This is a genomic window from Stenotrophomonas sp. P5_B8 (genome assembly GCF_054049855.1).
Genome location: NZ_JBFULO010000284.1, coordinates 1 through 4,968, shown reverse-complemented (window position 1 = coordinate 4,968; position 4,968 = coordinate 1). Strand labels below are relative to the sequence as shown.

Genomic DNA, 4,968 nt, shown 5'->3' with positions numbered 1-4,968 from the left:
GTGAGTGCGCTGTTGCCCTGCATGAACACGCCATAGTGGTGATCGCCGCTATAGCCGGTGCCGGGAAAGCTGACGAAGGCCGGACGCATGCCTGGCTCGGCGGCGCGCGCGGTATCCACCGCAGCCTGCAGCGACGCCAGCGTGGCCGGGCGTGGCTGCCCTGCATAGCGCGCGGCGAATTCGCCCAACTGCTCGCCCTGCCATGCCTGTTCGAGTGGTTTGGCGACGGTGTTGATGGCGCCGGTGATACCCACCACCAGCGCCCAGCCGAGGGTGACGACGCCGAGTACGTTATGCAGGTCCAGCCACGCTAACCGGCGGCTGCGGCCGGTGCGCAGCGTGCCGAATGGCTGCTTGCGCATGAACGGGCCGTACAGCACCAGCCCGGAGACGATCGCCATGGCGAACAGCACCCCCATCGCGCCCATGAACAGCATGCCCGGCAGCCCAAGGAACAGGTCGGTGTGCAGGCGGTAGAGGAAGTACATCACCCCTTCGTTGAACTGCGCGGCCGGCAGTACCTCGCCGGTGATCGCATGCAGCAGCGCGGTGTGCATCTGCGGTGGCGGGGTATCCACGCGTGCACCGGTGTTGACGTAGACGGTGGGCGCATCCGGATCCCAGCCGACGAACAGCGGTACATCGCCGGGATAGCGTTGCAGCGCGGTGCGAACCTGCGCATCCAGATCGCGCGGCACCGCATCGGCTGCGGCGCTGGTGACCTCCGGCTCGCTGAGGTGGGCGATTTCCTCGCCGAAGACCAGCGGCAGCCCGGTGAGGCACAGCAGCAACAGGAACACGGTACAGACCAGGCTGGTCCACTTGTGCACGAGGAACCAGGCGTTGAGGGTGGATCGTTGCATTCGGCTGGCGCGGGGCTGGCGAGGTTGCCGGCGATGGTACGTGATGCGGCCGCGGCGGTCAGCGGTGGCCACGGCGCTGTGGCGGCGGGGGTGCAACGCCGGGAAACAGGTGTTCGGCCATGAAGTCGATGAACACACGCAGCCGCGCGTTGGGTTGGCGATTGCCAGGCCACAGCAGCGAGAACTGACCGGGCTGGCGCGGGTGGTCGGGCAGCAGTTCCTGCAGGCGGCCATCGGCCAGTGCCTCGGCGGCGAGAAAGTCGGGCATCCACGCCACGCCCATGCCGCCGATCGCCGCGGCCAGCAGCGCCTCCATGTTGTTGCAGGTCATCACCGTGACCAGCGCGTCGCCCGCGTCGTCGTCGTGGCCGGGCAGTGACCAGGCCTGCAGCTTGCCGGTGGTCGGGAACCGGAAGCGCACCGCAGGCTGGGTGGCCAGTTGCGTCAGCGTGGCCGGTTGACCGTGCGCATGCAGATGCGCAGGCGCTGCGCACAGGACGAAGTGGAACGGGCCGAGCCGGCGTGCCATCAGGCTGGAGTCGGCGAGCTCGCCGCTGCGGATCACCACGTCCAGCCCTTCGCTGACCACATCGACAAGGCGGTCGTTGAAATCCAGCTCCAGTTGCACGCCCGGGTAGCGCTGCCGGAACAGCGGCAGCAATGGCAACAGGAAACGGTAGCCGATCGTAGGCAGGCCCACCCGCAGCAARCCGCTGGGCGACTGTTGGCGCTGGCTGAGGTCGGCGCGCGCTTCAGACAGCTCGTCCAGCGCGCGCTTGCAGCGCTGCAGCAGCACCTCGCCTTCTTCGGTGAGGCGCACGCGCCGGGTGGTGCGCTGGAACAGGCGCACGCCGAGGTCCTGTTCGAGCCGGGCCACGCGCTTGCCGACGGTGGAAGGCGACAAGCCAAGGCTGCGGGCGGCGCCCACGAAGCTGGAGGCCTCGGCAGTGCGGACGAAGGCTAGCAGGGCGGTGATCGAGTCCATGTCCGGATCATTACGGAAGAAGTGGCCGTAATCAAACGACTTTGGCGCCATTTATTGCAGATAGCCGCACCCTTATCGTCAATACCCGACTTCGCTGGAAGATCCCATGTCCCTGTTTTCCCTTGAGCCGTCCCGGCGCGATCCGCGCTGGGCCGTGCTGGCCGTATGCCTGGCGGCGCTGGCCTTGCCGCTCTCGTTTTCCGCCGGGGCGGTGGCGGTACCCGTGCTGGCCAGCCGCTTCCCGGGATCGCCCGCGGCGCTGGCCTGGGTCACCAATGCCTTCATGCTCAGCTTCGGCAGCCTGCTGCTGGCCGCCGGTGGTCTGGCCGACCGGCTCGGGCGCCGCCGCCTGTTCCTGTGCGGCACCGGCGGTTTCGTGTTGGCCACGCTGGCGGTGTGCCTGGCGCCGGATCTGCGCTGGTTGGATCTTGCGCGTGGCGCGCAGGGCGTGGCCGCCGCCGCCGCGCTGGCGTCGGGTGGGGCGGCGTTGGCGCAACGCTTCGATGGGCATGCGCGTACCCGGGTGTTTGCGCTGATGGGCACGATGTTTGGTGTCGGCCTGGCACTGGGACCGCTGCTGGCCGGGATGCTGCTGCAGGCGCTGGGCTGGCGCAGCGTGTTCGCCTCGGGCGGGGTGCTTGCGTTGGCGGCGTGGGCGCTGGCCCGGCGGCACCTGGACGAGAGCCGGGGCCAGCACGTGCGCCTGGATGTGGCCGGCATGATCAGCTTCAGCCTGATGCTGGCGGCGTTGACCGTCGCCTTGTTGTTGCTGGGCGAACACGGGCCGCGCTCGCCAGCCGTGGTGGGCGCGTTGCTGGCCACGGCGGTGTTGCTGGCCCTGTTCGTGCGGATCGAGCGCGGCCAGCGGCAACCGCTGCTGGACCTGTCGTTGTTCGCGCAACGCGGCTTCCTCGGCGTGCAGTTGCTGCCGGTGGCGACCTGCTTCGGTTACGTGGTGCTGCTGGTGGTCCTGCCGCTGCACCTGCTGGGCGTGCAGGCGCAGTCGCCGCTGCAGGTGGGCCTGCAGATGCTGGCGCTGTCCGCGCCGATGCTGGTGTTGCCCATGTTGGCCGCCGGCTGGGCGCGACGCTTCAGCGCGGCACGGCTGTGCACGCTGGGCCTGGCGGTGTGCGCGGTGGGCCTGTATCTGTTGTCGCAACGCGCGCTGCATGTGGCGCCCACGCAGTGGTGGCCGGCGATGCTGCTGATCGGTGCCGGCACTGCGCTGCCATGGGGCCTGATGGACGGGCTGTCGGTGAGCGTGGTGCCGGTGCAGCGCGCCGGCATGGCCGCCGGCATTTTCGGCACGGTGCGGGTGGCGGGTGAGGGGATCGCGCTTGCGGCGGTGACGGCCGTGCTGGCTGCGCTGGTGACACACCGTTTGGCGCCGGGTAGCGGTGTGCCGCTGGCGACCCTGGGCAAGGCCGGTGCTTACCTGGCCACCGGTTCGCTGGCGCAGGCGTCGGCCCTGCTGCCGGGGGTGCCGGTGGAGGTACTGCAGCAGGCCAGCCGCGACGCGCTGGTCTGGCTGCTGCGGGGGTTGGCCGCACTCACCGCCGGCAGTGCGTTGCTGGTCTACGCCTTGCTGGGGAGGGAACGGATGCCTGCGGCGGCCAGCGCCGATGGATGAGGCTCAAACCAGCGCATCGGCGATGCAACGGATGCTCAGCCACGCGCCGCCGTCGGGTGCCTCGCCGGTGCGCACGCGGAAGCCGTGCAGGCCGGCGATGGCGGCGACGATCGACAGGCCCAACCCGAAGCCGTCTCCCGGGCCGGTCTCGTCGGTGCCACGGAAGAAGCGCTGGTAGACCAACGCGCGGTCCTGCGGCGCAATGCCGGGGCCATTGTCGATGACATCGATGCGGGTGGCGCCGGCGTCCTCCACCGCGCGCAGCAGGACGCGGCCGTGTTCGGGGGTAAAGCGCAACGCATTGGACAGCAGGTTGGCCAGGGCTTCGAACAGCAGTTCGCGGTCGCCGCTGACCGGTGGCAATGGCGCGGCGATTTCCAACTGCAACACCTGCTGCTTCTCTTCGGCCAGCGGCAGGTAGAACTGGTGCAGCTCCCGCAGCAGCTCGGGCACATCCACCTCGACGAAGGCCGAACGGCGCTGATGGCTTTCCAGTTCGGACACGCGCAGCAGGGCGGTGAAGCGCGCCATCAGCAGATCGGCTTCGACCAGCGCCTTGTCGATCTGGTCGGTGTGCGGATCGTTTTCGCCCAGTTCGACGCGGGTGCGGTACAGGTGTGCGCGCAGCCGGGTGAGCGGTGTGCGCAGGTCGTGGGCGATGCTGTCGCACACGCCTTTGACTTCGGTCATCAACTGCTCGATGCGTTCGAGCATGGCGTTGACGATGCTCGACAGCCGGTCGATTTCATCCGGACGCCCGGAAAGCGGCCGATCGTGATGACCTCGCTGGCGTTCATCGCCGGCGTCATCCCCCTGACTGGCTACGGGCGCCGGTGCGGTGAGTCGGCGCGAGATCGGCATGAGCGTGATCGGCGGCATGCTCTCGGGCACGCTGCTGGCGATCGTGCTGGTGCCATTGTTCTTCGTGCTGGTGCGTGGGGTGGGCAAGGCGCGCACCGTGCAATGAGGACCGGCGGGTCGTCACACGATTGTCGTGCCGGCCTCACCTGGCCTATGCCAACGCGTCGGTAACGTCACCCGTCACCGTCCCCCACGGAGACCTGCCATGTGGTTGCTCGACCGACTCTGGCCTGCACGGCCGGCCACGCAGACACCGCCGCCTGCAAGCCCCGCGGACGCCGCGCAGCGTCGCCCCGTGTTCAAGCGCCCGCTGCGCGTGGGACGCCCCCGGATGGCGGCGCCCTGGCAGAAAGTGGCACCGCCGCCGCGGCGGCGCAGCCACTAGCCCKGTGTACGGTCGGAAGGGTGGTTCACCCCGTCGTTGACCGGCACGTCGCCCAGCGCGTACGGGTTGATCCCGTCCAGGCAGCCGAGGTTGTAACCGTACTCGTCCGGCGAGGAGCGGCGCTGGTGGTGGGTGTAGATGCCGCAGATGCTGCAGAACCAGTGCCGGGCCACGTGGGTGTTGAACTGGTACAGACGCAGCGTCTGGTCGCCCTGGATCACCTCCAGGTCGGCCAGCTTTACCG

5 protein-coding genes and 1 pseudogene are annotated in these 4,968 nt (G+C 69.2%); 2 read left to right on the top strand and 4 right to left on the bottom strand.

The window, feature by feature from the left end; genetic code table 11:
- On the bottom strand, window positions 1-863 hold an 863-nt coding region (locus ACXJKH_RS14495; RefSeq protein ID WP_457320273.1), incomplete at its 3' end, for a PepSY-associated TM helix domain-containing protein.
- 58 nt (window positions 864-921) lie between these two features.
- A complete protein-coding gene (locus tag ACXJKH_RS14490) occupies window positions 922-1,848 on the bottom strand; it encodes a LysR family transcriptional regulator (protein ID WP_457320271.1) in 927 nt (308 codons plus the stop codon).
- Between the two features lie 106 nt (window positions 1,849-1,954).
- Between ACXJKH_RS14490 and ACXJKH_RS14485 the strand changes: the two genes are divergently transcribed.
- Entirely contained in the window at window positions 1,955-3,478 is a 1,524-nt protein-coding gene (locus tag ACXJKH_RS14485; RefSeq protein WP_457320269.1) for an MFS transporter, read from the top strand.
- A 3-nt stretch (window positions 3,479-3,481) separates the two neighbouring features.
- Here the strand turns inward: ACXJKH_RS14485 and ACXJKH_RS14480 are convergent, their stop codons facing one another.
- The gene (locus ACXJKH_RS14480) at window positions 3,482-4,009 is read right to left on the bottom strand and encodes a sensor histidine kinase (protein ID WP_457320275.1); all 528 of its coding nucleotides are present in this window, start codon (window positions 4,007-4,009) and stop codon (window positions 3,482-3,484) included.
- 234 nt (window positions 4,010-4,243) lie between these two features.
- Here ACXJKH_RS14480 and ACXJKH_RS14475 point away from each other — a divergent pair.
- Window positions 4,244-4,445, top strand: a pseudogene (locus tag ACXJKH_RS14475) (efflux RND transporter permease subunit); the annotation flags it as partial.
- 275 nt (window positions 4,446-4,720) lie between these two features.
- Here the strand turns inward: ACXJKH_RS14475 and ACXJKH_RS14470 are convergent.
- A partial coding sequence (locus ACXJKH_RS14470) for a GFA family protein (protein WP_457320267.1) occupies window positions 4,721-4,968 on the bottom strand: 248 nt, incomplete at its 5' end.